This window comes from Bradyrhizobium sp. SZCCHNS3016, assembly GCF_032484535.1.
In the GTDB taxonomy this organism is placed as follows: Bacteria; Pseudomonadota; Alphaproteobacteria; order Rhizobiales; family Xanthobacteraceae; genus Bradyrhizobium.
Genome location: NZ_JAUETE010000024.1, coordinates 52,288 through 75,590 on the forward strand (window position 1 = coordinate 52,288; position 23,303 = coordinate 75,590).

A 23,303-nucleotide genomic window follows, 5' to 3' on the forward strand; every position below is an offset into this window, starting at 1 on the left:
ATGGGCCCCGTCATCGCGGCGCTGGCGCCGGTGTTCCTGCTGATCGTGGTCGGCTTTGGCCTGCGGCGCAGCCTGATGCGGCTCGATACCCAGTGGCACGGGCTGGAGCGGTTGACCTACTACGTGCTGTTCCCCGCCCTGCTGCTGCAGAGCCTCGTCAAGGCGGATCTCAGCAAGGTGCCGGTGGCCGGCATCGGCGGCGCGCTGTTCCTGGCGATGCTGGCGATGTCCGCGCTCTGCCTCGCCCTGCGGCCGCTGCTCGCGCGCGCCGGCGTCGACGGACCGGCCTTCACCTCGATCTTCCAGGGCGCGACGCGCTGGCAGACCTACGTCGCGCTCAGCGTATCGGGCAGCCTGTTCGGCCCCACCGGCCTTGCGGTGGCGTCGGTCGCGATGATCGCGATCATCCCGATGGTCAACGTGTTCAGCGTCGCGGTGCTCGCCCATTATGCCTCGCCGAACCGCCGCTCGCTCCGCGAGATCCTCGCCACCATCGTGCGCAATCCGCTGATCTGGGCCTGCGTACTCGGCCTCGCGCTCAACGTCGCGCGGGTGCCACTGCCTAAACTCTGGCATGATGCCGCCGACGCGCTCGGCCAGGCGTCGCTGCCGATCGGCCTCCTGGTGACCGGTGCCGGCCTGCACTTCGAAGGTTTGCGCCGCGCCGGCCCGGCCGCCGCGCTCGGCGTCGTGCTCAAGCTGGTCTTGATGCCCCTCCTCGCGATCGGGCTCGCCGGATGGTTCGGCGTCACCGGCCCGAGCCTCGTCGTGGTCGCGATCTGCGCGGCGGTGCCGACCTCACCGAGCGCCTATGTGCTGGCCAAGCAGATGGGCGGCGATGCGCCGCTACTGGCGCAGATCATCTCACTGCAGACCGTGCTGGCGGCGCTGACCATGCCGCTCGCGATCGCCTGGGCCGGCTGAACACCGCGCTCAGGAGTGGCCGCTGGCGAGCCACATGGTCTGCACGGTGGCGGCGAGGTTGTTGAGGCCATGCAGCACGACGGTCAGCCAGGTCGAATGGCTGACCGAGCGCAGATAGCCGAACCACAGGCCGAGCGCGAGCACCTCGAGGAAGAAGTACCAGTCATACTGTAGATGCATCGCGGTCCAGACCAGCGACGACAGGACGATCGCGCCCGGCACCCGCAGAAACGAATCCGACCAGCCGCGATAGAGGAAGCCGCGCGCGAACAATTCCTCGGACAGCGGCGCCGCAACGCAGAAGGCGAGCACCATCAGCCAGACCGTGCCGTCGCCCTTGGCCGTCTTCAGGACGTCCAACATGAAGCCCGGCGAGACCTCGCGCCCCGTCGCTCGTGACATCAGGTCCCAGGCGACGACGATCACCACCATGCCCACGATGCCGATGCCGACATACTTCCACGACGTCCAGCGCAGGCCGAGATATTCGGCGAAGGGCGTGCGGGTGTGACGGACGGCGAAATAGACCGCCAGCAGCACGGCCGGCAGGCCCATGATCACCGACAGCGACAAGGTCAGCCCGCGGCTGGCGATGTGGACCAGCGCAGCGGTGTCGGTCGGCCCGTCCCGCATCAGCAGAAAATAGCCGACCACCGCAGCCTGGCCGGCGAACAGCGCGATGAAGATCACGAAGCCCCACAGCGCGGTCCACCAGAAGCCGAGCGTGCGCGGCTGGTGTTTCGCAGGCGCGACCTGTTGTGGTGGATTGGCCGGATCGAGCGAGTCCGCGACGGCGGCTTCAGGAGAATCGGTCAAGGCAGGGCGCGCTCCAGCAAGGCACGGATATCAGTCGGATCGAGATCGACCGCGCCATACATGCTCGGGTGAACAGCGGAAAGACGCGTCGCGGCGAACAGTTCGGCATGGCGAGGCATGACCACGTTGAGCGCGGCGCAGGCGGCGAGCAGCGCCAGTTTCTCCACCGCAAGCCGGGCAACGCGCTCGGAATCCGGCCGTCGGAAGCCGGTCTCGATGAAAGCGAGCGCCTCCGCCGCGCCGGGAAGCCCGCTGGTCTCTGCCTTCAGTTGCATCAGCACGTGCGCGGCCGCATCCGCCTCGCGCGCCAGCGCCCGCAGCACGTCGAGGCACATCACGTTGCCCGAGCCCTCCCAGATCGCATTGACCGGCGACTCCCGGAAATGGCGCGCGAGAATGCCGTCCTCGACATAGCCGTTGCCGCCGAGGCATTCCATCGCCTCATACAGGAACGGCGGCGCGCTCTTGCACACCCAGTATTTGATCGCGGGCGTCAGCAGCCGCATGTAGGCGGCCTCCCGCGGCGACAGAGGCGCGCGATCGAACGCACGGCACAGCCGCATCACCAGCGCCACCGTCGCCTCGACATGGACGGCCATGTCGGCGAGCACCGCCTGCATCAGCGGCTGGTCGGCGAGATGCTTCTGGAACACGCTGCGGTGGCGCGCGTGATGCAGCGCGTGCGCCAGCCCCGAGCGCATCAGGCCGGCTGACGAGATCGCGCAATCCTGCCGCGTCAGTTGCACCATCTGGATGATGGTGCTGATGCCCCTGCCCTCGTCGCCGACCCGCTCCGCATAGGCGCCGACGAACTCCACCTCTGAAGAGGCATTGGAGCGGTTGCCGAGCTTGTCCTTCAAGCGTTGAAACTGGATCGCGTTCACCGAGCCATCCGGCTTGAAGCGCGGCATGAAGAAGCAGGTCAGGCCGGCATCGGCCTGCGCCAGCACCAGGAAGGCGTCGCACATCGGCGCCGACATGAACCATTTGTGCCCCGTGATGCGATAGCCATCGGTGGTACGCTCAGCGCGCGTCATGTTGGCGCGCACGTCGGTCCCGCCCTGCTTCTCGGTCATGCCCATGCCGAGCGTCATGCCGCGCTTTTGACACCACGGCGCAAACGCCGGATCGTAGTCATCAGTCGCGATGACCGGCATCGCTCTAGCCAGCAGATCAGGCTGGGCGGCCAGCGCCGCCACCGAGGCGCGCGTCATCGTGATCGGACACAAATGGCCGCTCTCGACCTGCGAGGCGATGTAGAACCTCGCGGCGCGCACCACCTCCGAGCAGCCGCCGACGGGCCGGCCTTCTGCCGTCCATGTCGAATTGTGCAGGCCGGCTGCGGCCGAGCGCGACATCATCGCATGGTAGGCCGGATGAAATTCGACGACGTCTCGCCGAAAGCCCTTGGCGTCGAAGCTGCGCAGCTTCGGCGTGTTCTCGTTGGCGAGCCGGCCCTGCTCGGCCATCTCGGCCGAGCCCCACAGCGCACCGAACGCAGACAGCTCCTGCTCGGCGCCAGCACCGCCATTGGTCTTCACCGCGTCGACCAGCGGCTGGTCTGCCGTGAACAGGTTGACGTCCTCGAATGGCGGCGACTGGTTGAAGACCTCATGGGTCGCGAAGGAAGACTGCGTCATGGCCGTGCCCTGCTACAGATCGATCATCGGCGCGGCCGAATGGGAAAAACATAAGTGGTCGCGCCAGCGCCCGGCAGCGAAAAGTGCCACCACTCCTTGGCATAGTTCACAAAACCTTGCCGCGCCATGGCTGAGAGCAGCTCATTGCGCCAGCGCCGCTGCTCGGGCGTCAATCCTTGCGCGGCGGTATGCGCCTTGGGATCTAGACAGTCGTAGCCGGTTCCCATGTCGACGCTGCTCTCGGGCGCGCGTAGCGCTGCGGGCGCGGTGCAGTCCGCATAGTCCTTGGCCGGGTCGAACACCGCAGAATTGTCCGCCGCGAGCTCGACCAGCGTGAGATCGAGCGCGGCACCGGTCGAATGGCTCGAACGCACGGCGATGTAGCCGAGACGGAACAGGTCCTGCTTGGCAATGCGCGGAGTGTAGCGGCGACCGGCCGTGGTCTCGACGCCGTCCTGCGACCAGGCCAGCATCTCTGCGACCGCACGCACCGGCCGGTAGCAGTCGAGCATCTTCAGCGACAGACCGCGCGGCCGCAGCTCGGCTTGGATGGCCTGCAGCCGCCGCGCCACGTCACGCGTCACGACGCATTCGGCCGCCCCGTAGCCCGGCAAAGGGCGGCCGACGAAATTGTTGCTGCCGGCATAACGGATGTCCTGAAGGATCGTCGCGTCGATGTCGCGGAGATAGACGAAATCGAACGGCAACGCGGCCGCACACTCCGGCACGATCGCCGCCAGCAGGATCAGGGCATATCGGAGCGGACCTCGTCCGGCGATGGCCCGCCAGCCCATGGTTTGGAGCCCCCTGAGAGGCTCGAAAGACGGAACGGGGGATAACTCGGAACCCCGGCTTTCGGCCTTGCCCCCTGCGGAAACCGCGCCTATAGCTCTGGCTTTAATGGCAACCTCTCCGAAATCGACTTTCGTCCTCGGGCACCGGCATTTGCTGGGAATCGAGGGCCTTTCCGCCCACGACATCACCGGTCTCCTCGATCTGTCCGAGGAGTATGTCGAACTGAATCGTCAGGTCGACAAGAAGCGCACCGTGCTGCGCGGCCGGACCCAGGTCAACCTGTTCTTCGAGGCGTCGACGCGGACCCAGTCCTCGTTCGAGATCGCGGGCAAGCGGCTCGGCGCCGACGTCATGAACATGTCGGTGTCGTCCTCGTCCATGCGCAAGGGCGAGACCCTGATGGACACCGCGGTCACGCTCAACGCGATGCATCCGGACATCCTGGTGGTCCGTCACCACGCCTCCGGCGCGGTCGAGCTGCTCGCGCGCAAGGTCGACGGCTCCGTGATCAATGCAGGTGACGGCGCGCATGAGCATCCGACCCAGGCGCTGCTCGATGCGCTGACGATCCGCCGCAACAAGGGCCGCATCGAGGGGCTGGTGATCGCGATCTGCGGCGACGTGCTGCATTCGCGCGTCGCGCGCTCCAACATCCTGCTGCTGAATACGATGGGCGCCCGCGTCCGCGTCGTCGCGCCCTCCACTTTGCTGCCGCCGGGCATCGAGCGGATGGGCGTCGAGGTCGCGCGCGACATGCGCGAGGGCCTCAACGGCGCCGACATCGTCATGATGCTGCGGCTGCAGCGCGAGCGCATGAACGGCTCGTTCGTGCCGTCCTCGTCGGAATATTTCCAGTATTTCGGGCTCGATCAGAAGAAGCTCGCTTACGCCAAGCCCGACGCGCTGGTCATGCATCCGGGACCGATGAACCGCGGCGTCGAGATCGAGTCCATCGTTGCCGATGGCGCGCAATCGCTGATCCGGGAACAGGTCGAAATGGGGGTTGCCGTGCGCATGGCCGTGCTCGAAGCACTGGCCCGCAACCTGCCCAACGCGTGATACAGAAGTCGGGACAAAACGCCATGCTAACCGACCGCCGTCCGATCCTGCTCGCCAATGCGCGCGTGATCGATCCCTCCCGCGACTTCGACGGCCCCGGCGACGTGCTGATCGCCGACGGCGTCATCCGCGACCTCAAGCGCGGCATCGGCGCGGCCGGCGTGCCCGAGGGCACTGACGTCATCAACTGCGCCGGCAAGATCGTGGCCCCCGGCCTGATCGACATGTGCGCCTTCGTCGGCGAGCCCGGTCTCGGCCATCGCGAGACCTTTGCCAGCGCCAGCCAGGCCGCCGCGACCGGCGGCATCACCACCATCATCTGCCAGCCCGGCACCGAGCCGGTCATCGACAACTCGGCGACCGTCGACTTCGTGCTGCGCCGCGCGCGCGACACCGCCATCGTCAACATCCAGCCGATGGCGGCGCTGACCAAGGGCCTGCGCGGCGAGGAGATGACCGAGATCGGGCTGCTGCGCGCTGCCGGCGCCGTCGCCTTCTCCAACGGCCACACCAGCGTGATGAACGCGCAGGTGATGCGCCGCACGCTGACCTACGCGCGGGATTTCGACGCCCTGATCGTGCATCACACCGAGGATCCCAATCTCGTCGGCGAAGGCGTCATGAACGAAGGCGAGTTTGCCTCTCGGCTCGGCCTCTACGGCATTCCGCCCGCAGCGGAAGCCGTCGTGCTCGAACGCGACATGCGCCTGGTGGCGCTCAGCAAGGGACGCTATCACGCGGCCGCGCTGAGCTCGATCGACTCGCTCGACATCCTCAGGCGCGCCCGCGAGGCAGGCCTCACGGTGAGCGCGTCGGTCTCGATCAACCACGTCACCCTGAACGAGAACGACATCGGCCCCTACCGCACCTTCCTGAAACTGACGCCGCCGCTGCGCACCGAGGTCGACCGCCGCGCGCTGGTCGAGGCGCTGGCCTCGGGCCTGATCGACGTCATCATGTCGGACCACACGCCGCAGGACGTCGAGGTCAAGCGGCTGCCGTTCGCGGAAGCCGCGAGCGGCGCGGTCGGCCTTGAGACCATGCTGCCGGCGGCGCTGCGGCTCGTACACAATGGCGAGCTGAGCTGGACGACCCTGATCCGCGCGATGTCGACCCGGCCCGCCGAGCTGCTCGGCCTGCCCGGCGGCACCTTGCGGGCGGGCGCGCCGGCAGACGTCATCGTGATCGATCCCGACGTGCCCTGGATCCTCGATCCGGCCGACCTCAAATCGCTGTGCAAGAACACGCCGTTCGACGAAGCCCGCTTCACCGGCCGCGTGGTCCGCACCATCGTCGGCGGCCGCACCGTGTTCGAACATGTCTGACGCAAGGTCAAGCTCGGAAGGAGTGGTGTGATGGGTTCCGAAGCCTTCCTGCCCCTCGCTCTCATCATCGGCTATCTCCTGGGGTCCATCCCGTTCGGCCTGATCCTGACCAAGCTGGCCGGCACGCAGGATCTGCGCAGCATCGGCTCCGGCAATATCGGCGCCACCAACGTGCTGCGCACCGGACGCAAGGGGCTCGCGGCAGCAACCCTGCTCGGCGACGCGCTGAAGGGTACGGCCGCGGTCATCATCTCCGGCTATCTCGGCGGCCCGAATGCCGCGATGATCGCGGGCCTCGGCGCCTTCCTCGGCCACTTGTTCCCGGTGTGGCTGAAGTTCCGCGGCGGCAAGGGCGTGGCGGTCTACATCGGTATTCTGATTGGCCTGTTCTGGCCCGGCGCCATCTTCTTCTGCCTGGTGTGGCTCACCACCGCGTTCGCGCTCCGCTACTCATCGCTCGCGGCACTCGTCGCGAGCGTGCTGACGCCGATCGTGCTGTGGGCTTTCGGTCACACCGCGCTGGCCGCCTTGTTCACCTTGCTCACACTGTTGCTCGTTTACATGCATCGCGAAAACATCAGGCGATTGCAGTCGGGCACCGAGAGCAAGATCGGGGCGAAGAAGTAATCACTCCGGACAAATACGGAAAACCTGTGTTGCGCCCTGATTTCACAGCGGCTGCACAGCAACACCGGCGATTCATCAGCTAATAAGTTAACGCGGGACTCTGGCGTGAATCATGATTGCCTGTCATGATTCCTGCATGTGGTTACGCAAGACCAATTCCAGCGGTTCGTCGGCCACGCACGATGACCGTACTGATCAGGCTCCGGCGCAGCAGAAGGCGGCCCCGGCCCGATCGAACGCCAGCCTGCTGCTCTCGGCCGCCGAGATCTGGTCGACCGGCATCACGGCCGCTGCAGAACCAGCGCCGACGCCTGAGGCAGTCGCGCCTGCCGCGACGGTCATGTCGGATGTCGCGCCGGCCGTTACCGAGATGATCATGACGGCCACGAGCGCGCCCGTGATCAGCGACACCAAAGCTGCAGAGACGCCCGAGCGAACGCTTGCGGAGACGATCGCAACGGTCACGCTGCCGCCACCGCCCCGGACGTGGCCACCGCGCAAGCTGTCGCTGGCCCTGCAGGGCGGCGGCACGTTCTCGGCCTTCACCTGGGGCGTGCTGGATCGCCTGCTCGAGGAACCCGGTTGCGATTTCGACACCATCAGCGGCGCCAGCGCCGGCGCGGTCAACGCCGCGCTGCTCGCGAGCGGGCTCGCCAAGGGCGGCCGCGACGAAGCCCGCAACCGGCTCGCTTTGTTCTGGACCCGGCTGATGGAGGAGGTGTCGTTCCGATCGCTGCTGGTGATCGGCGCGTACTCGCCGGCGAGCAGCTCGGTGTCGTTCGGCGCGGGGCTGCGCGGCGGACGCGCCGACCCGCTCGATCTCGACCCGCTCCGCGACATCCTCCGCGAGACGATCGACTTCGACGCCGTGCAGGGCCCGGCCGCGCCCCGCCTGCTGATCGCGGCGACCCGGGCCCGTGACGGCCTGCCGCAGATCTTCCGCAATGCCGGCATCACGCCGGATGCACTGCTCGCCTCCACCTGTCCCGCGCAACTGCACGCCGCTGTCGACATCGACGGCGAGGCGTATTGGGACGGCAGCTACCTCACCAATCCGCCGCTGATCCAGATCGCGCATGAGTCCAGCGCCGCCGACCTGCTGGTCGTTCAGGTCACGCCCGCGCGCGACGGCAATGTCCCGATGACCTCGGCCGCGATCGATCGCCGTCTCGACCAGATCGCCGGCAATGCGGTCCTGAACGCCGAGCTCGCGGCGCTCGAATGGGCGCGCAGCGACGGCCTGCATCCGCCGCGCGTTCATCGGCTTGCCGCCGAGGACGAGATCGAGGCCCTGGCTCAGCGCGATGCGACCGATCTCGGCAGCAGCTTCATCGAGCTGCTGTACCAGCGCGGACGCGACGCCGCCGAGCGCTGGCTGCGCGAGGCTCCGGTCGGCACCACGCCGGCCATCCAGGGCGATCAGCCGGCGCTGTCGTCTCCGATGTCGGCGTCCGAGGATGTGCGCGACGTCGCGCCGGCGTAGCGCGCCCTCTTCCCTGCGTCCTCGGGTTGCTCCATTCTAGTCCCCGGTAAAGGGGGCTTTGCGTGGATGCCATCAACACGACGATCGAGCTGAGCGACACCGAGCGGCGCGACCGGCTGCGCCTGATCCGGTCCGACAATGTCGGCCCGCGCACCTTCCGCTCGCTGCTCGACCATTTCGGCACCGCGCGCGCGGCGCTCGACCGGCTGCCCGATCTGGCACGCCGCGGCGGCGCGGCCGGAGCCGGCCGGATCTGCACGGTCGGAGAAGCCGAGGCCGAACTCGAAGCCTGCAAACGACACGGCGTCGAACTGCGGGCGCCGGAAGAGGACGGCTATCCGCCCCGCCTCGCCACCTGCGAGGATGCGCCTCCGCTGCTCGCGGTGCGCGGCGCCCGCGAGACGTTGATGCGCCCGATGATCGCCATCGTCGGCTCGCGCAACGCCTCGGCCGCCGGACTCAAATTCGCCGGCCAGATCGCCCATGAGCTCGGTCAGGCCGGCTTCGTCATCATCTCCGGCCTCGCCCGCGGCATCGATCAGGCCGCCCATCGCGCGAGCCTCGGCAGCGGCACGGTCGCGGTGCTCGCTGGCGGCCACGACCGGATCTATCCGCCGGAGCACGTCGACCTGCTCGGCGCCATCATCAGTGGCAGCGGCGCCGCAATCTCCGAGATGCCGCTCGGACACGAGCCGCGCGCCCGCGACTTTCCCCGCCGCAACCGGCTGATCTCCGGCGCCTCGCTCGGCGTCGTCGTCGTCGAGGCCGCGCATCGCTCGGGCTCGCTGATCACGGCGCGCATGGCCGGCGAACAGGGCCGCGAGGTCTTCGCCGTCCCGGGCTCGCCGCTCGATCCCCGCTGCGCGGGCACCAACGATCTCATCAAGCAGGGCGCCGCGCTCGTCACCGAAGCCGCCGACATCATCCAGGCCGTCGGCCCGATCATGGAGCGGCCGCTGCCCTTTTCGCTGCGCGAGCCGGACGAGGAGTTGTTCGCCCCCGATCCCGAAAGCCACGACCGCGCGCAGATCACAGCCCTGCTCGGCCCGACGCCCGTCTCGATCGACGACCTGATCCGGATCAGCGGTCTGTCACCCGCCGTGCTGCGCATGGTGCTGCTCGAGCTCGAGCTGGCCGGCCGCCTGGAGCGCCACGGCGGCGGGATGGTGTCGCTCACCTAGCGCTCAGTCGGCATCCTTGCGTGCGTCGAAGTGCGTGCGTGCCCGCTCGATCTGCTCCTGGTGCTGGATGGCCCAGTGCCCGAGCGCCTGCACGGGCTGCGACAGGCCGCGGCCGAGATCGGTCAATTCATAGTCGACCCGCGGCGGGATGGTCGGAAAAACCGTGCGCGTCACCAGCCCGTCGCGTTCGAGGCCGCGCAGCGTCAGGGTCAGCATGCGCTGGGAAATGCCGCCCACGAGGCGCTTGAGCTCGTTGAAGCGCTTCGGCCCGTCCTGCAGCATCATGATGACGAACACGCTCCATTTGTCGCCGACGCGCGCCAGGATCGAGGCGACGCCCCGGCAATCATTGTGCTCCGGCTCCGCCGGCAGGTCAGGATCAGGGCTGTTCGCAGGTGTCATGGCTGTGCCCGAGTTTCAAAAAAGTGCGTTCTTGTGGAGTTACAGCACAGTCACTCATAGTGCGCCAGTTACAAACCAATACCAAGGTGACTGACCGATGACCCAACTCCTTCATGTCGACTCCAGCGTGCTCGGCCCCCACTCCGTCAGCCGTCAGGTGTCCGCCGCAATCGTCGCGCGGCTCCGCCAGCTGACGCCGGGCCTCGAGGTCACCTATCGGGATGTCGCCGCAGAACCGCTGTTGCATCTGTCTGGCGCGCATGTCGCGACCATGCGCGGAGGAGCGGCAGCGGATCCAGCCATCGAGGCGGACATCACATCCGGTCAGGCGGTCCTTGAGGAGTTTCTCCGCGCCGATACCGTCGTAATCGGGGCTCCGATGTACAATTTCTCCATCCCGAGCCAGCTCAAGGCATGGATCGACCGCATCGCGGTCGCGGGCAAGACCTTCAAATATGGCCCGAACGGCCCGGAAGGGCTCGCGGGCGACAAGCGCGTGATCATCGCGATCTCGCGCGGCGGCCGTTATGGCGCGGATACGCCGATGGCCGCCTTCGAACATCTGGAGACATATTTGCGCGGGGTCTTCAGCTTCATCGGCGTCAAGGATCTCACATTCATCGCGGCCGATGGTGTCCAGATCGGGCCGGAGCAGCGCGAGCAGGCGCTCGCGACGGCGCTTCAGACGGTCGGCCATCTCGCTGCCTGATCGAGACGGTGGCTGCCGCCGGCAGCCACCGTCTCTCACCGTGACGAGGCCTCGCCACAGGCTGCTCTCTGGCGCCTACCCCCGATAGATCGGCGCACCGGCCGGCGAGCTCGTGGCGCCGCCATCGACGAACAGCTCCTGCCCCTGGATGTGCGCGGCATCGTCCGACGCCAGGAACAGCACGGTGCTGGCGATATTCTCCGGCTCGCCGATATGGCCGAGCGGCGTGGTCGCCGCGATCCTTGCCTCGAACGTCTTCTCAGCCTCGGGCGTCGCGACCGCGGCGCCCCAGATCGGCGTCCGGATCGCGCCCGGCGCAACCACGTTGACGCGGATGCCGCGCGGCGACAGCTCCGACGCCAGCACCCGGGCCATCGCGCGCACCCCAGCCTTGCTCGCGGCGTAGGCCGAATAGCCGGGATTGCCCAGCACCGAGATCACGGAGCCATTGAGGATGATCGAGGCGCCGTCCTTGAGATGAGGCAGCGCCGCCTGCACGGTGAAGAACACGCCCGTCAGATTGGTGCGGATCACCTGCTCGAACACCTCGGGCCTGGTTGCTCCGGCCGGGGTCGCGCCGGGGATGCCGGCATTGGCGAACAGGATGTCGAGCTTGCCGAAGCGCTCTGCGGCGCGGGCGGCCGCGGCCTCGGTCGCGGCGATGTCGGTGGCATCGGCCACCAGCGCCAGCGCGTTCGGCCCGAGCTCGTGCGCCGCAGCCTCCAGCCGCCCGGCATCTCGCCCAGTGATCGCGATCCTGGCGCCTTCGGCGACGAAGCGCCGGGCGGTCGCAAGCCCGATGCCGCTACTGCCGCCGGTAATCAGTGCCGTCTTGTTTGCAAGCCTCACACCCGCCTCCATATGGTTGCATAATTAAACCAATAGACGACATAGGCCGACCGGTTTTATAATGCAACCACACAAGGGCGTGACCTGACGCGGGCGCGCCGGGGTACCAGCCGCGCCCCGCGGGTGACAGGACAAGGATGACGTGATGGTCAAGCGCACCAGTCTGGAAGGCGACGCCTGCCCGATCGCGCGGTCGCTGGATGCGATCGGCGACTGGTGGTCGCTGCTGATCATCCGCGATGCCTTTCTCGGCGTGCGCCGCTTCAGCGCATTTCAGCGCAGCCTCGGCATGGCGAAGAACATCCTTACGGTGCGACTGCGGGCGCTGGTCGATCGTGGCATCCTGACCACCGAGCCGGCCGCGGATGGCAGCTCCTATCGCGACTACGTGCTGACGCCGAAAGGCCGCGGCCTGTTTCCGATCCTGGTCGCACTGCGACAGTGGAGCGAGGAATTCGACGAGCACCCGGACGAGATCGCCACCGCACTCGTCGACCGCGCGAACCGCAGGCCGGTTCGCAAGCTGCTGCTGACTGCGGAGGACGGCCGGACGCTGGCGCCGGAGGAAACCGCTCTCGCCCCGCGCTGAGCGCGGCTGGCCGTCAGCAGAGCCTGTGGCGGCTGCGCAGCCTGAGATGCTCCTCGGCCTCCAGGTTCGCCATGCGCAGCAGGTAGTCGAGCATGTCGAGGTGATGGCGCTGCGCCAGATGCGACAGGCTGGCCGTCACCTCGGCGATCAGCGCCGCCGCGGCGTCGGGATCCTCCACCGTCATCTCGACGTCCGGGTCGCTTTTGTCCACTGCCTTGGCCAACAACCGTCACCCAGCATAAGGAATTTGACGAAAAACAACCTCAAAAGAGCACGATTCTCATCGTGCTCCGTACAACCTGATAGGTACTTCGCCGGTCGAACGCAATCGCCTTTCAACATCCCTCGATTTGACAGGAACCCCCTCACCACCCATGTTCGGGTCAACGCAGCCGGCGCGAATCCCGCGAAGCCAGCTTCAATCCTTCCACTAAGCCATTGGGAATACATGAATATCGTCATCGTGGAGTCGCCTGCCAAGGCCAAGACGATCAATAAGTATCTGGGCTCCTCCTACGAGGTTCTGGCCTCTTTCGGTCATGTCCGCGACCTTCCGGCCAAGAACGGTTCCGTCGATCCGGACGAGAATTTCCGCATGATCTGGGAGATCGATCCCAAGGCGGCCGGCCGACTCAACGATATCGCCAAATCGCTGAAGGGCGCTGACCGGCTGATTCTCGCCACCGACCCTGATCGCGAGGGCGAAGCGATTTCCTGGCATGTGCTGGAGGTGTTGAAGGAGAAGCGTGCGCTCAAGGATCAGAAGATCGAGCGCGTCGTCTTCAACGCCATCACCAAGCAGGCCGTCTCGGAGGCGATGAAGCATCCGCGCCAGATCGACGGCGCGCTGGTCGACGCCTACATGGCGCGCCGCGCACTCGATTACCTCGTGGGCTTCACTCTCTCTCCCGTGCTGTGGCGCAAGCTGCCGGGCGCCCGCTCGGCCGGGCGCGTGCAGTCGGTCGCGCTGCGCCTCGTCTGCGATCGCGAGCTCGAGATCGAGAAGTTCGTCCCGCGCGAATACTGGTCGCTGATCGCGACCTTGGCGACGCCGCGCGGTGACACCTTCGAGGCGCGCCTCGTCGGCGCCGACGGCAAGAAGATCCAGCGGCTCGACATCGGCACCGGCGCCGAAGCCGAGGATTTCAAGAACGCGCTCAATGCGGCGAGCTACACGGTCGCGACCGTCGACGCCAAGCCCGCGCGGCGCAACCCGCAGGCCCCCTTCACCACCTCGACCCTGCAGCAGGAGGCGAGCCGCAAGCTCGGCTTCGCGCCGGCGCACACGATGCGCATCGCGCAGCGTCTCTATGAGGGCATCGACATCGGCGGCGAGACCACCGGTCTCATCACCTATATGCGAACCGACGGCGTGCAGATCGACGGTTCGGCGATCACCCAGGCCCGCAAGGTGATCGGCGAGATCTACGGCAACAAATATGTGCCGGAGAGCCCGCGCCAGTACCAGGCCAAGGCCAAGAACGCCCAGGAAGCGCATGAAGCGATCCGCCCGACCGACCTGTCGCGCAAGCCGGCCGATCTGCGCAAGCGGCTCGATGACGACCAGGCCAAGCTCTATGAGCTGATCTGGACCCGTACGATCGCGAGCCAGATGGAATCCGCCGAGCTGGAGCGCACCACCGTCGACATCATCGCCAAGGCGGGCGCCCGCACCCTGGAGCTGCGCGCGACTGGCCAGGTCATCAAGTTCGACGGCTTCCTCGCCCTCTATCAGGAAGGCCGCGACGACGAGGAGGACGAGGACGGCCGCCGCCTGCCGCAGATGAGCCCAGGCGAGCCGCTGAAGCGGCAGAATCTCGCGGTCACCCAGCATTTCACCGAGCCGCCGCCGCGCTTCTCCGAGGCCTCGCTGGTCAAGCGCATGGAGGAGCTCGGCATCGGCCGACCCTCGACCTATGCCTCGATCCTGCAGGTGCTGAAGGACCGCGGCTATGTGAAGCTCGAGAAGAAGCGGCTGCACGGCGAGGACAAGGGCCGCGTCGTCGTCGCGTTCCTGGAGAACTTCTTCCGCCGCTACGTCGAGTATGATTTCACGGCGGATCTCGAGGAGCAGCTCGACCGCATCTCCAACAACGAGATCGCCTGGCAGCAGGTCCTGAAGGATTTCTGGACCGGCTTCATCGGCGCCGTCGACGACATCAAGGACCTGCGCGTGGCGCAGGTGCTCGACGCGCTCGACGAGATGCTCGGGCCCCACATCTATCCGCCGCGCGACGATGGTGGCGATGTCCGGCAGTGCCCGACCTGCGGCACCGGACGGCTCAACCTCAAGGCCGGCAAGTTCGGCGCCTTCGTCGGCTGCTCGAACTATCCGGAATGCCGCTACACCCGCCCGCTCGCCGCCGACAGCGAGGCGACGGCCGATCGCGTGCTCGGCCAGGATCCGGACAGCGGCCTCGACGTCGTCGTCAAGGCCGGCCGCTTCGGCCCCTACATCCAGCTCGGCGAGCAGAAGGATTACGCCGAGGGCGAAAAGCCCAGGCGCGCCGGCATCCCGAAAGGGACCTCGCCCGCGAGCCTCGAACTCGACTACGCGCTGAAGCTGCTGTCGCTGCCGCGTGAGGTGGGCATCCATCCGGAGACGGGCCTGCCGATCATCGCCAATCTCGGCCGCTTCGGGCCGTTCGTGAAGCACGACAAGACCTATGCGAGCCTGGAGGCCGGCGACGAGGTGTTCGACATCGGCCTCAACCGCGCGGTCACGCTGATCGCCGAGAAGATCGCCAAGGGACCGAGCAAGCGCTTCGGCGCCGATCCCGGCAAGGCGCTCGGCGACCATCCGTCGCTCGGCCCCGTCGCCGTCAAGGCCGGCCGCTACGGCGCCTATGTCACCGCCGGCGGCGTCAACGCCACCATTCCCGGCGACAAGGAGAAGGACACGATCACGCTGGCGGAGGCGATTGCGCTGCTCGACGAGCGCGCCGCCAAGGGCGGCGGCAAGAAGGCCAAGGGCAAGGCTGCGAAGCCGGCCAAGGCTGCCAGCAAGGCCAAGCCGAAGACCGGCGGTGACGACGACACGCCGAAGCCGGCGAAAAAGGCCGTGGCGAAGAAGGCGGCCGCCAAACCGAAATCAGACTCCACCAGCAAGGCGCGTGCGCCCGTCGCCAAGGCCGCCAAGACCTCGGCCAAGCCTGCGACCAAGGCGACGCCCAAGAAAAGCGCCGGCAAGGCCCGCGGATGAGAAAATGACCCAAAAGCGCGACATCGGCTTCCCTTCGCGGGAGGCCATCGTCGCCTTCATCCGCGCCAATCCGGGCAAGGTTGGCACCAAGGACATCGCCCGCGCATTCGGCCTGAAGAACGCCGATCGCGTCGCGCTCAAGCAGTTGCTGCGCGAGCTCGTCGCCGACGGCACGGTGAAGAAGAGCGGCCGCAAGAAGGTCGTCGAGACCGCGACCCTGCCGGCCACGCTGGTCGCCGACATCACCGGGCGCGACAGCGACGGCGAATTGATCGCCAAGCCGGCCGAATGGGACGAGGCCGAACAGTCCGAGCCGCCGCGCATCCGCATCCACACGCCGCGTCGGGCCGGGCCGGGCTCGGCCGCCGGCGTCGGTGACCGCGCGCTGCTGCGGGTCGAGCCGATCAAGGATGCCGAAGGCGTGGCCTATCGCGGCCGCGTACTCAAGGTGCTCGATCAGGCGCGGCCGCGCGTGCTCGGCATTTTCCGCAGCAATCCCGGCGGCGGCGGCCGCCTCATTCCGGTCGACAAGAAGCAGGCCGGCCGCGAGCTCTCCATCGCCCCCGCCGACACCAAGGACGCCAAGGACGGCGATCTCATCAGCGTCGACCTGCTGCGTGGCCGCGGCTATGGCCTGCCCGCAGGACGCGTGAAGGAGCGCTACGGCTCGGTCGCCACCGAGAAGGCGATCAGCCTGATCGCGATCCATGCCCACGAGATCCCGATGGACTTCTCGGCCGCGGCGGTGGCCGAAGCCGAAGCCGCGCAGCCCGCGACCTTGAAGGGCCGGGAGGACTGGCGCGAGCTGCCGCTGGTCACCATCGATCCGCCCGATGCCAAGGACCACGACGACGCCGTTCATGCCGCGCCCGACCCCGATCCGAACAATGTCGGCGGCTTCATTGTCCACGTCGCCATCGCCGACGTCGCCTACTATGTACGGCCGGGCTCGGCACTCGATCGCGACGCGCTGATCCGCGGCAACTCGGTCTACTTCCCCGACCGCGTGGTGCCGATGCTGCCGGAGCGCATCTCCAACAATCTGTGCTCGCTGGTGCCGGGCGAGGCGCGCGGCGCGCTCGGCGTGCGCATGGTGCTCGGTGCCGACGGCCGTAAGCGGTCGCACTCGTTCCACCGGGTGCTGATGCGCTCGGCCGCAAAACTGTCCTATGCGCAGGCGCAGGCCGCGATCGATGGCAAGCCGGATGACGTCACCGGCCCCCTGCTCGAGCCGATCCTCAAGCCGCTTTATGCGGCCTATGAGGTCGCCAAGCGCGGCCGCGACGCGCGCGATCCGCTCGACCTCGACATCCCCGAGCGCAAGATCCTGCTCAAGACCGACGGCACCGTCGATCGCGTCGTCGTGCCGGAGCGCCTCGACGCCCACAGGCTGATCGAGGAGTTCATGATCTCGGCCAACGTCGCCGCGGCCGAACTGCTGGAGAAGAAGGCGCTGCCTGTGATCTACCGCGTGCATGACGAGCCGACGGTGGAGAAGATCCATGCGCTGCAGGAGTTCCTGAAGACACTCGACGTGCCCTTCGCCAAGAGCGGCGCGCTCAGGCCGTCGCTGTTCAACCGCGTGCTGACCTTGGTCGCGGGCCAGGACTACGAGCATCTCGTCAACGAGGTCGTGCTGCGCTCGCAGGCCCAGGCGGAATATTCGACCGACAATTACGGACATTTCGGCCTGAACCTGCGGCGCTATGCGCATTTCACCTCGCCGATCCGCCGCTATGCCGACCTCGTCGTGCACCGCGGCCTGCTGCGCGCGCTGGGCCTCGGCGACGGCGCCCTGCCCGACAGCGAGACGCCGGATCATCTCGCCGAGGTCGCGGCGCAGATCTCCGTCACCGAGCGGCGTGCGATGAAGGCCGAGCGCGAGACCGCCGACCGGCTGATCGCCCATCACTTGGCCGACCGCGTCGGCGCCACCTTCCAGGGCCGCATCTCCGGCGTCACCCGCGCCGGCCTGTTCATCAAGCTCGATGACACCGGCGCCGACGGCCTGGTTCCGATCAGGACCCTCGGCACGGAATATTTCGACTATGACGAGACGCGGCACGCGCTGATCGGCCAGCGCAGCGGTGCCATGCACCGGCTGGGTGACGTCGTCGACGTGCGTCTGGTAGAAGCTCAGCCGGTGGCCGGCGCGCTGCGCTTCGAGCTCCTGACCCAGGCGGATGTCCTCGTTTCGCGGCATGGCCGCCGCGACCGGTCGAAGAGCAAGACGACCGTCAAGGCGAAGAGCAAGGCGACCAAGCGGGCCAAATCCGAGGCTCGTCCGAAGCACGAAGAAAAAAGCCGCAAGAAAAGCCAAAAGGCAGGGGCAAAACGCAAGCCCGGCACATCGAAGAAAGGCAGATCATGGACGCCATGAGTTCAACGCCCCACGCAATGCCGCAAACCTGGACACGTGACACCGGCCTCGCCGAGAAGCGCGACGTCTGGACCGCGATGAAGCGCGGCCTGCGCTGCCGCTGCCCGCGCTGCGGTGAGGGCAAGCTGTTCCGGGCCTTCCTGAAAGTCGCCGACAACTGCGACCGCTGCGGCCAGGATTTTTCCGGCCATCGCGCCGACGATCTTCCAGCCTATCTCGTGATCGTCATCGTCGGCCACATCATCGTGCCGCTGGTGCTCTCGATCGAGACCAACTACGCTCCGCCGGTGGCGCTGCAACTCGCGATCTATCTGCCGGTGACCTTGGTCGCCGCGCTCGCCTTGATTCAGCCGGTCAAGGGCGCCGTCGTCGGGCTGCAATGGGCCTTCCGCATGCACGGCTTCGACGACAATCCGGTGGAGGGCATTCCACCGGTGTGAGCATTCGACCGATCGACGAGCAAGAAAAAGGCGGGGAGGACATGAGCGAGACGGCACAGGCGACCGGCGCGCCGGCGGGCAAGCCCGCCGAGAAGGAAGCGGACCACCATCCCTACACCAAGCCAAGGGATGCGGCGACGCTGATCCTGGTCGATCGCAGCAGCGCTGTGCCGAAGGTGCTGGTCGGCAAGCGCCACGACAAGGTCGTGTTCATGCCGGGCAAGTTCGTCTTCCCCGGCGGCCGCGTCGACAAGACCGATCACCGCATCCCGGTCGCAGCGCCCATGCCGGCCGAGCTCGAAGCCAATCTGTTCAAGGGCAAGCCGCAGACGACGGCGTCGCGCGCGAAGTCGCTGGCCGTCGCCGCGATCCGCGAGGCCTGCGAGGAAACCGGTCTCTGCCTGGGACGCAAGGTCGACAGCCCCGCACCGAAGCTTGAAGGTCCTTGGGCGCCATTTTCCCAGGCCGGCCTGCTGCCCGATCCCTCCGGCCTGTTCCTGATCGCCCGCGCCATCACCCCGCCCGGCCGCATCAAACGCTTCGACACCCGCTTCTTCACCGCCGATGCCTCCGCCATCACCCACCGCGTCGAGGGCGTGATCCACGCCGATGCCGAGCTGGTCGAGCTGGTCTGGGTCGAGCTCGGCTCCAAGCCGCTCGCCGATCTGCACCCGATGACCAGGAACGTTCTCCACGAGCTCGACCGCCGCCTCGCCACCGGCCCGCTCCGCCACGACGCGCCGGTGCCGTTCTTCCACTTCTATGGCGGCAAGATGCAGAAGGACGTGCTGGGCGGTTGAGGCGATCCTCGGTATAGCGCCGCTACGATGCTCGGTCGTGAATGATCGCGGTCACCTCGATCTCGACGCGCGCCGTCGCAGGCGTGAGACCTGCGACCTTCACGAGCGTGCTCGCAGGCCGAATCGTCCCGAACGCTTCGCTATGCGCAAGGGCCACCGCATCGGTATCCGCCATGTCGGTCAAGTACACGACCGTACGCACCACGTGACGGAGCTCCGCTCCCGCCTTCTGCAGCGCTTCGGCGATAAGGCCGATTACGCTTTGCGCCTGTGCGTAGACGTCGCGATCCAAATCAGGACCGCGCGCAGTCGTTCCGGAGACGAAGATTTGCTCGCCAACGCGGACCGCGCGCGCATAGCCATAGACGTCCTCGAACGGATAGCCTGAGGAGATGTTCAGCCGGTCTGACACGCCGACGGCTCCCTTGTGAATGAGTGCGAAAGCACTGTTGCCGTTCGTCCCTGCCAGAGGGGCAGGATACCCGGTGGATGCTGGTCGCGGCGAGCGGGCGGTCCACCCCCACAACAAAGTGTCGTCCGGGCGAACGCCGGGACCCATACCGCGGAATCTTTCGATCGGCCCGGATGGTCGAGACTGTGCCTCACATTCCCTTCACGGAGTATGGATCCCGGCGTTCGCCGGGATGACACCGTTGTTTGGATCGCTTGCTCGGCACGTCATTGGAATGAGCGTGCTACGTCCGCCACCAAAAACGAAATCGTGTTCTGCCGCCGATTGCTGACACGCATGGGCCGAGTTCCTATCTGCCCAAGACAGCAATCATTCGCGGACGACCTTCATGGCCCCACGTCAACTCAAGCTCGGCGCTTTCATGCGCCCGGTCTCCATCCACACCGGCGCGTGGCGCTATCCCGGCGCCTGGCCGGACGCCAATTTCAACTTCGCGCATCTGAAGCAGCTGATCCGGAAATTGGAGGCCGGCAAGTTCGACGCCTTCTTCATGGCCGATCACCTGGCCGTGCTGAACATGCCGATCAATGCGCTGAAGCGCAGCCACACCGTGACCTCGTTCGAGCCGTTCACGCTGCTCTCGGCGCTGTCGGCCGTCACCGAGAACATCGGGCTGATCGCGACCGGATCGACCACCTTCGACGAGCCCTATCACGTCGCCCGCCGCTTCGCTTCGCTCGACCACATCTCCGGCGGCCGTGCCGGATGGAACATCGTCACCACGTCGAATCCGGATGCCGCGCTGAATTTCGGCCTCGACGACCACATGGAGCATGCCGAGCGCTACAAGCGGGCCCGCGAGTTCTACGACGTCGTCACCGGCCTGTGGGACTCGTTCGCCGACGATGCCTTCGTGCGCGACGTCGAGCAGGGTCTGTTCTTCGATCCCGACAAGATGCATGTGCTCGATCACAAGGGCAAATATCTGAAAGTCCGCGGCCCGCTGAACATCGCCCGTCCCGTGCAGGGCTGGCCCGTCATCGTGCAGGCGGGCGCCTCGGAGGATGGCAAGCAGCTCGCGGCCGAGACGGCGGAGGCCGTGTTCACCGGCGGCGGCAGCCTCGCCGACGGGCAAAAGCTCTATGCCGACATCAAGGGCCGCATGGATAAGGTCGGCCGCGATCCGGAGCATCTGAAGATCCTGCCCGGCGCCTTCGTCGTGGTCGGCGACAGCGTCGACGAGGCCAGGGAGAAGCGCGCTCTGCTCGACAGCAAGGTGCATTACGACAGCGCCATCGCCTCGCTCTCGGTCATCCTCGGCACCGACGCCTCCGGCTTCGATCCCGACGGGCCGCTGCCTGATATCCCCGAGACCAACGCCTCCAAGAGCGGCCGCCAGCGCCTGGTCGATGTCGCCGCGCGCGACAAGCTCACGGTGCGGCAACTGGCGCAGCGGGTCGGCGGCTATGGCGGTCTGTCCTTCGTCGGCACCGCCACGACGATCGCCGACCAGATGCAGGAGTGGCTGGAAAGCCGTGGGTCGGACGGTTTCAACATCATGTTCCCATTCCTGCCGGCCGGGCTCGACGACTTCGTCGACAAGGTGATTCCCGAGCTGCAGCGCCGCGGGATCTTCCGGACGGCGTATGAGGGGCCGACCTTGCGGGACAATCTCGGCCTGCCCAGACCGAAAAACCGCTTCTTCGCGGCCTAGGGCCCCCAGAATCTGGCCCTCAAACCTTGACTTTGGGGGCTGGCTGGGTAGGTTGCCGGCCAACGGCGCCCCCTCTTTGGCCGGTGCCCACTCCCGATCCCGATTCCAGAGGTTCAAGACATGGCCAAAGCGGTCACCATCAAGGTCAAGCTCGTGTCGACGGCCGACACCGGCTTCTATTACGTTGCCAAGAAGAACTCGCGCACCATGACCGACAAGATGGTCAAGAAGAAGTATGACCCGGTTGCGCGCAAGCACGTCGAATTCCGCGAAGCCAAGATCAAGTAAGATCGCGGTCTGCTGCGACTTCAACGGGGCCGTTTCGGCCCCGTTTTTTATTGCGCGCGATGCAGCCACTGGATGCGGCCGGAGCCGTCCCGCATCGGATCGGTCCACTCGCCGCGGTCGAATCTCCGTTCCCGACTTAAGGAGCCATCAACCAAACCTGTGCGATTTTGGGGTAGCGACGCACCCGCGAGTCTCGCAGCGTCTCCCTCCTTATCTTACCGGCAGACCAGCGATGACCGATCTTCAGACTTTGCAATCCCGTCTCGATTTTATCGGCATCGACAATGCGACCAGAGAGGCGCTGCGGGAGCTGCGGCCGCTGATCGGCAAGGTGCTGCCTGGGCTGCTGGAGCAGTTCTACGCCCATGTCGGCAAGTACCCGCATCTGACCAAGATGTTCTCCACCCCGGCCGCCATGCGGCACGCCAAGCAGGCCCAGCACGATCATTGGATGTCGCTGGCGACCGCGAAGTTCGACGATGCCTATGTGAAGTCGGTGACCCGGATCGGGATGGCCCACAACCGGATGGGGCTGGAGCCGCGCTGGTACATCGCCGGCTATTCGCTGATCGTCACCGGGCTGCAGAAGGCGATCGAGACGGAGATCGCGGACCGCTGGTTCGGGGGCCAGACGGCGCGCGAGAAGAAGGCCGAGCTGCAGGCTGCGATCACCAAGGCGGCGATGATCGACATGGATCTCGCCATCTCGGTCTATCTCGATGCGGCCAAGACGGAGCAGCACGTCGCGATGCAGCGCATGGCTGACGAGTTCGAAGCCACCGTCGGCCAGATCATCAACAAGGTCCATGCCGACGCCCGCACGCTCGAGGTCTCGGCCAACACGCTGACCAAGACCGCCGAGCAGACCCAGCAGCTGTCGTCCAGCGCCGCCTCGGCCTCGGGCCAGGTCTCGACCAACGTGCAATCGGTCGCCTCGGCCGCCGAGGAAATGACCTCCTCGGTCCATGAGATCGGCCGCCAGGTCAGGGAATCGACCACCATCGCCAAGGAGGCCGTGCGCCAGATCGAGCAGACCGATGTCGGCATCAGCGAGCTGTCGCGCACCGCCGAGCGTATCGGCGACGTGCTCAAGCTGATCACCTCGATCGCCGCCCAGACCAACCTGCTCGCCTTGAACGCGACCATCGAGGCGGCACGCGCCGGCGACGCCGGCCGCGGCTTCGCGGTGGTTGCCTCCGAGGTCAAGGCGCTGGCGTCGCAGACCGCCAAGGCCACCGAGGAGATCGGCCAGCAGATCGAAGGCATCCAGAACGCGACGCAGTCCTCGGTCGCCTCGATCAAGCAGATCGGCGGCACCATCCAGCAGATCTCGGAGATCGCCGCCGGCATCGCCGCCGCCGTCGAGCAGCAGGGCGCGGCGACGGGGCAGATCTCGCGCAACGTCCAGGAGGTTGCCGGCGGCACCGCGCGCGTCGCCGGCAACATCGGTGACGTCAGCAAGGGGGCCAATGCCACCGGCACCGCCTCCTCCCAGGTGCTGTCCTCCGCGCACTCGCTGTCGCGGGAGAGCGATCACCTCAAGGACGAGCTGGACAAGTTCCTGCGCAAGGTCCGCGCGGCCTGATCGTGCTAGCTGTGGTCTTCCAGGAGGTTGTCCATCCGGTCTGAACCGAGGAAGCTGAGGTTGCGAAGCTTCAGTGTTCCAAG

General features: G+C 66.9%; 22 protein-coding genes. 15 read left to right on the forward strand and 7 right to left on the reverse strand.

Features of this window, described 5'->3' with window-relative positions; genetic code table 11:
- Entirely contained in the window at positions 1 to 924 is a 924-nt protein-coding gene (locus QW881_RS30680) for an AEC family transporter (RefSeq protein ID WP_315758615.1), read from the forward strand.
- A gap of 9 nt (positions 925 to 933) precedes the next feature.
- On the opposite strand, the gene QW881_RS30685 is transcribed toward QW881_RS30680, so the two are convergent.
- From QW881_RS30685 to QW881_RS30695, 3 genes are read right to left on the reverse strand one after another with little or no spacing between them, the layout of a single operon-like run.
- Positions 934 to 1,740, reverse strand: coding sequence for a CPBP family intramembrane glutamic endopeptidase (locus QW881_RS30685; protein ID WP_315758616.1), 807 nt, complete (start codon positions 1,738 to 1,740; stop codon positions 934 to 936).
- Positions 1,737 to 3,380 (reverse strand): acyl-CoA dehydrogenase family protein, encoded by a 1,644-nt coding sequence (locus tag QW881_RS30690; RefSeq protein WP_315758617.1) that lies wholly within the window; start codon positions 3,378 to 3,380, stop codon positions 1,737 to 1,739. The genes QW881_RS30685 and QW881_RS30690 overlap by 4 nt, the downstream gene beginning before the upstream one ends.
- 23 nt (positions 3,381 to 3,403) lie before the next feature.
- Positions 3,404 to 4,174, reverse strand: a complete 771-nt coding sequence (locus tag QW881_RS30695) for a M15 family metallopeptidase (RefSeq protein WP_315758618.1) — start codon at positions 4,172 to 4,174, stop codon at positions 3,404 to 3,406.
- 106 nt (positions 4,175 to 4,280) lie between these two features.
- Between QW881_RS30695 and QW881_RS30700 the strand changes: the two genes are divergently transcribed.
- The 5 genes from QW881_RS30700 to dprA all read left to right on the forward strand — a co-directional run bounded on the left by QW881_RS30700 (position 4,281) and on the right by dprA (position 9,850).
- Entirely contained in the window at positions 4,281 to 5,234 is a 954-nt protein-coding gene (locus QW881_RS30700; RefSeq protein WP_231325127.1) for an aspartate carbamoyltransferase catalytic subunit, read from the forward strand.
- A 23-nt stretch (positions 5,235 to 5,257) separates the two neighbouring features.
- Positions 5,258 to 6,559: a dihydroorotase gene (locus QW881_RS30705; RefSeq protein ID WP_315758619.1), complete on the forward strand. Its 1,302-nt coding sequence runs from the start codon at positions 5,258 to 5,260 to the stop codon at positions 6,557 to 6,559.
- 30 nt (positions 6,560 to 6,589) lie between these two features.
- The gene (gene plsY / locus QW881_RS30710; RefSeq protein WP_315758620.1) at positions 6,590 to 7,186 is read left to right on the forward strand and encodes a glycerol-3-phosphate 1-O-acyltransferase PlsY; all 597 of its coding nucleotides are present in this window, start codon (positions 6,590 to 6,592) and stop codon (positions 7,184 to 7,186) included.
- Between the two features lie 136 nt (positions 7,187 to 7,322).
- The gene (locus tag QW881_RS30715) at positions 7,323 to 8,669 is read left to right on the forward strand and encodes a patatin-like phospholipase family protein (RefSeq protein ID WP_315758621.1); all 1,347 of its coding nucleotides are present in this window, start codon (positions 7,323 to 7,325) and stop codon (positions 8,667 to 8,669) included.
- Between the two features lie 62 nt (positions 8,670 to 8,731).
- Positions 8,732 to 9,850, forward strand: a complete 1,119-nt coding sequence (gene dprA / locus QW881_RS30720) for a DNA-processing protein DprA (protein WP_315758622.1) — start codon at positions 8,732 to 8,734, stop codon at positions 9,848 to 9,850.
- A 3-nt stretch (positions 9,851 to 9,853) separates the two neighbouring features.
- On the opposite strand, the gene QW881_RS30725 is transcribed toward dprA, so the two are convergent.
- Positions 9,854 to 10,252, reverse strand: a complete 399-nt coding sequence (locus QW881_RS30725; protein ID WP_315740292.1) for a helix-turn-helix domain-containing protein — start codon at positions 10,250 to 10,252, stop codon at positions 9,854 to 9,856.
- A gap of 97 nt (positions 10,253 to 10,349) precedes the next feature.
- On the opposite strand from QW881_RS30725, the gene QW881_RS30730 reads away from it, so the two are divergent.
- Positions 10,350 to 10,961: an FMN-dependent NADH-azoreductase gene (locus QW881_RS30730; protein ID WP_315758623.1), complete on the forward strand. Its 612-nt coding sequence runs from the start codon at positions 10,350 to 10,352 to the stop codon at positions 10,959 to 10,961.
- Between the two features lie 75 nt (positions 10,962 to 11,036).
- On the opposite strand, the gene QW881_RS30735 is transcribed toward QW881_RS30730, so the two are convergent.
- Positions 11,037 to 11,810 carry a glucose 1-dehydrogenase gene (locus QW881_RS30735; RefSeq protein ID WP_315758625.1) on the reverse strand — a complete coding sequence of 258 codons (774 nt, stop codon included), beginning with the start codon at positions 11,808 to 11,810 and terminating at the stop codon, positions 11,037 to 11,039.
- 145 nt (positions 11,811 to 11,955) lie between these two features.
- Between QW881_RS30735 and QW881_RS30740 the strand changes: the two genes are divergently transcribed.
- Positions 11,956 to 12,399 carry a helix-turn-helix domain-containing protein gene (locus tag QW881_RS30740; RefSeq protein ID WP_315740295.1) on the forward strand — a complete coding sequence of 148 codons (444 nt, stop codon included), beginning with the start codon at positions 11,956 to 11,958 and terminating at the stop codon, positions 12,397 to 12,399.
- Between the two features lie 13 nt (positions 12,400 to 12,412).
- Here the strand turns inward: QW881_RS30740 and QW881_RS30745 are convergent, their stop codons facing one another.
- Positions 12,413 to 12,622, reverse strand: coding sequence for a hypothetical protein (locus tag QW881_RS30745; protein WP_315758636.1), 210 nt, complete (start codon positions 12,620 to 12,622; stop codon positions 12,413 to 12,415).
- Positions 12,623 to 12,847: 225 nt separating this feature from the next.
- Here QW881_RS30745 and topA point away from each other — a divergent pair, with 225 nt between their 5' ends.
- Genes topA through QW881_RS30765 form a run of 4 tightly spaced genes read left to right on the forward strand, consistent with a single transcriptional unit; the run spans position 12,848 to position 19,221 of the window.
- The gene (gene topA / locus QW881_RS30750) at positions 12,848 to 15,601 is read left to right on the forward strand and encodes a type I DNA topoisomerase (RefSeq protein ID WP_315758626.1); all 2,754 of its coding nucleotides are present in this window, start codon (positions 12,848 to 12,850) and stop codon (positions 15,599 to 15,601) included.
- Positions 15,602 to 15,605: 4 nt separating this feature from the next.
- Positions 15,606 to 17,981, forward strand: coding sequence for a ribonuclease R (gene rnr / locus QW881_RS30755; protein WP_315758627.1), 2,376 nt, complete (start codon positions 15,606 to 15,608; stop codon positions 17,979 to 17,981).
- Positions 17,978 to 18,421, forward strand: a complete 444-nt coding sequence (locus QW881_RS30760; protein WP_315740298.1) for a DUF983 domain-containing protein — start codon at positions 17,978 to 17,980, stop codon at positions 18,419 to 18,421. The genes rnr and QW881_RS30760 overlap by 4 nt, the downstream gene beginning before the upstream one ends.
- A gap of 41 nt (positions 18,422 to 18,462) precedes the next feature.
- Positions 18,463 to 19,221, forward strand: coding sequence for an NUDIX domain-containing protein (locus QW881_RS30765; protein ID WP_315758628.1), 759 nt, complete (start codon positions 18,463 to 18,465; stop codon positions 19,219 to 19,221).
- A gap of 22 nt (positions 19,222 to 19,243) precedes the next feature.
- Here the strand turns inward: QW881_RS30765 and QW881_RS30770 are convergent, their stop codons facing one another.
- Positions 19,244 to 19,780: a RidA family protein gene (locus QW881_RS30770; RefSeq protein WP_316159131.1), complete on the reverse strand. Its 537-nt coding sequence runs from the start codon at positions 19,778 to 19,780 to the stop codon at positions 19,244 to 19,246.
- Between the two features lie 241 nt (positions 19,781 to 20,021).
- Here QW881_RS30770 and QW881_RS30775 point away from each other — a divergent pair, with 241 nt between their 5' ends.
- The 3 genes from QW881_RS30775 to QW881_RS30785 all read left to right on the forward strand — a co-directional run bounded on the left by QW881_RS30775 (position 20,022) and on the right by QW881_RS30785 (position 23,220).
- Positions 20,022 to 21,347 carry an LLM class flavin-dependent oxidoreductase gene (locus QW881_RS30775; RefSeq protein ID WP_315758629.1) on the forward strand — a complete coding sequence of 442 codons (1,326 nt, stop codon included), beginning with the start codon at positions 20,022 to 20,024 and terminating at the stop codon, positions 21,345 to 21,347.
- Between the two features lie 120 nt (positions 21,348 to 21,467).
- Positions 21,468 to 21,635, forward strand: coding sequence for a 50S ribosomal protein L33 (rpmG, locus tag QW881_RS30780; RefSeq protein ID WP_015666342.1), 168 nt, complete (start codon positions 21,468 to 21,470; stop codon positions 21,633 to 21,635).
- 232 nt (positions 21,636 to 21,867) lie between these two features.
- The gene (locus tag QW881_RS30785; protein ID WP_315758630.1) at positions 21,868 to 23,220 is read left to right on the forward strand and encodes a globin-coupled sensor protein; all 1,353 of its coding nucleotides are present in this window, start codon (positions 21,868 to 21,870) and stop codon (positions 23,218 to 23,220) included.
- Positions 23,221 to 23,303 lie beyond the last annotated feature (83 nt).